Source organism: Ilyobacter sp., from assembly GCF_041583315.1.
Lineage (GTDB): Bacteria > Fusobacteriota > Fusobacteriia > Fusobacteriales > Fusobacteriaceae > Ilyobacter.
This window is the reverse complement of sequence record NZ_JBFHGC010000371.1, coordinates 1-2,936: the sequence shown is the minus strand read 5'-3', so window position 1 is coordinate 2,936 and position 2,936 is coordinate 1. Positions and strand designations below refer to the sequence as shown.

Here is a 2,936-nt window from a genome sequence, read left to right as displayed (position 1 = left end):
TCTGTTTGTCCTCTTGTCCACCCTCACTGCTATGTCGCAGAGGTTGGTTCCCCTTACAAATCTGGTCTCAGGAAGATCATTTATGACTCTTACAAAATACTCATTTTCATAAAACTTGTTATATAGGTCATATATCTCTTTTTCTGTGATATCTTTCTTCAGCTTTGAGTATGTCACAGATAGGATTCCTCTGTTCATAGGAACAAGATGAGGTGTAAATGTGAGAGCGATATTTTCCTCTCCTATTTTAGAAAGCTCCTGCTCTATCTCTGCCGTATGTCTGTGTGTAGTCACACCATAAGCCTTTATGGATTCATTGCACTCTGTATAAAGTGTCGCTATACTTGCAGACCTTCCTGCTCCGGATACTCCTGACTTTGCATCTATAATAATGGAATCCTTCTCTATAAGGTCATTATGCAGCAGAGGTGCAAGGGCTAATATACTAGCAGTAGGATAGCAACCAGGATTTGCTATTATTTTGCAGTTTTTTATCTCTTCTCTTCTTTTTAATTCAGGAAGACCGTAAACTGCATCTTTTATAAATTCAGGATGTTTGTAATCATCTTTATACCACTCTTTAAAGGCTTCTTCACTGTCAAGCCTGAAATCAGCACCCAGATCTATAGCTTTTATACCTTTGTCCATGGCAAGCTTTACAAAGGGAGCTGATTTCCCGTGGGGAAGAGCCATAAAAAGAACATCTATCTCATCAATTTTTGACTCTACATCTTCTACCCCTATAAGCTTATCGTCTAAAAACTTTTTAAAATTTCTGTAAATTTCACTGAATTCCTGTCCTACATAGCTGTTTGATACCATAAACTTTATTTCTGCATTTTTGTGCATATTCAGATACCATACAAGCTGTTGTCCGGCATATCCAGTGGCTCCTATTATTCCTACTCTCACCATTTTTACAATTCCTCCTGTTCATATTTATATATAATGTATAATACTCTTTTAGGCAATTTGATTTTAGTACCTTTTTTTCTTCTGTTATTTTTGACTATTCTCTTAAACAGATGTTATAAAAAAAACCGGTATCCGCCTAAGTTTATCTGGCTAATACCGGTGCATCTTTTAAAAAAAAGCCAACAGAGTAAAACTGTCGGCTTTATCAACTTTTGTATACTCATAGAGAGCCGCTCCTCTCCAATCTTTTCAAAAGAAATTTATGATGTCAATTTAGCCATTTAGAACGATTTATATTGGTTTGTAATATGCCTCCTCGTCCTGCTTATCCTAAACAACATGTCAATTCCTCCTGGTTTTTTATATCTTTTGTACTTGATAATAACAGAAAACATCCGTATGTGTCAATAATTTTTTTCTCTCTGCACCCTTATTTCATATACTCTTTTTCAAGTTCAGTAATATTTAAAACACAAATATTTCCACACTTGTCTCCTCTTATTATCCCTTTGTTTTCAAAGGTTTTAAAAACCCTTGATACCACCTCTCTCACACTGCCTAGCTCTTTTGCAATTACAGTTTTACTTTTGTGAAGTTTTATTGTACTGCTTCCCTGTTTTTCCACCTCTTTAAGTATATATCTCGCCACTCTTGATTTCACAGAGGTGTGTACAAGGACCTCTATAATATCAGAAAGATTGACAATTTTTCTGCTCATATCCCTGAGAAAAACCTGAAGAAACTCTTTATTGTCAAAGAGCTGAAAAACAACTTTTTTCGGAATCTCTAAAACCAGTGACTTTTCCTCTGCAATAAGGCTGGCCGGATATTTTTCCTCATTAAAAATAAGTATCCCTCCAAAACATTCTGAAGGACCATAATAAGCCAGTACCTGTTCTTTGCCTGTGGAACTGTATTTTATCCCGCAGATTTCCCCGTCTATTACCACACTTAGATTTGTACACAGCTCTCCCTGTCTGTGTATAGATTCTTTCTTATCTGCTTCCACAAGTTTTGAATTTTTAACAAGATAATCTGTCTGTGGTTCGCTGAGATGTGTGAATATTTCTATATTTTTCAGGATCTCTTTTAGTGGTACTAACATACAAATATATAGGTGCAGCTTTCTGTGATAAGACCGTTTATTCTTTTATCATGTTTCTCTGTTGCCAGCTCATCCACAATCTGTATGTCATAGCCTAAAGCTATTTTGGAAACATCTTTTTCCATATTATTAAAAAATTTATCGTAAAACCCGCCGCCGTAACCTATTCTGTAACCGTTTTTATCAAAGCCAACTCCAGGAACTACAACTAGGTCCAGGTCTTCCCCGGAAATTTTACATTTTTCTTCAAAAGGTTCTAAAACTCCGAAATATCCCTCTTTCAGTTCACTCATACTCTCTATTTTAAATACTTCCATCCCTTTTTCTTTTGAGTTTATTTTGGGAACGCATACATTTTTTCCGTCTTTTATGGCTCTTTCTATTATTTTATGAGTATTAACTTCGCTTCCAAAGCTCACGAAAATAAAAATAGTTTTTGCATTTTTATAAAAAATACTTTTTATAAAATTTTTAAATATCTCTTCGTCTAAACTCTCTTTTTGGGTTGAATCTATCTGATCTCTTCTTTCCAGAAGAATTTTTCTCGTTGCCATCTTCTCTTTTTTCATAGTTGCCTCCACCCATCTTTAGATTTCATAAAAAAGATTTTCTTACCATCTATTATAGCTTATTAATCATAGAAAAACAAAATAAAACTGGTACTACCAATTTTAAACCCCTGTACCACTAATATCATTTTCTCTGTTTCTATTAATTTTACAAAACTATTAAAAATTTTAAAAAAAAGTGAATCTTTAAGTTGATTAACTCAAGTAGCAACTTGAAAGAAATTCTTATAAATTACTGAATTTACCCAGTGTTACTTTTCTCTTGACAGAAAAGTAACCAAAAGGTCAAGAGTTTTCAAATGTCTAGGAAGTAGATGTTTCTTTTAACGCCTTTGTAAGCTACAGTC

3 protein-coding genes are annotated in these 2,936 nt (G+C 34.2%); all 3 read right to left on the bottom strand.

The features are described 5' to 3' along the window. Positions 1-915: N-acetyl-gamma-glutamyl-phosphate reductase (gene argC / locus ABZA26_RS11575; protein ID WP_372714679.1), on the bottom strand; the 915-nt coding region annotated here is incomplete at its 3' end. Between the two features lie 430 nt (positions 916-1,345). Beyond that, a complete protein-coding gene (locus ABZA26_RS11570) occupies positions 1,346-2,020 on the bottom strand; it encodes a Crp/Fnr family transcriptional regulator (protein WP_372714678.1) in 675 nt (224 codons plus the stop codon). Further along, positions 2,014-2,589, bottom strand: coding sequence for a 5-formyltetrahydrofolate cyclo-ligase (locus tag ABZA26_RS11565; protein WP_372714677.1), 576 nt, complete (start codon positions 2,587-2,589; stop codon positions 2,014-2,016). Before ABZA26_RS11565 ends, ABZA26_RS11570 begins: the two co-directional genes overlap by 7 nt. Positions 2,590-2,936: the final 347 nt, after the last annotated feature.

Excerpts from the sequence above, each read along its gene's own strand:
- ABZA26_RS11570 (WP_372714678.1), bottom strand. The coding sequence starts at position 2,020 with ATGTTAGTACCACTAAAAGAGATCCTGAAAAATATAGAAATATTCACA.
- ABZA26_RS11565 (WP_372714677.1), bottom strand. The coding sequence starts at position 2,589 with ATGAAAAAAGAGAAGATGGCAACGAGAAAAATTCTTCTGGAAAGAAGA.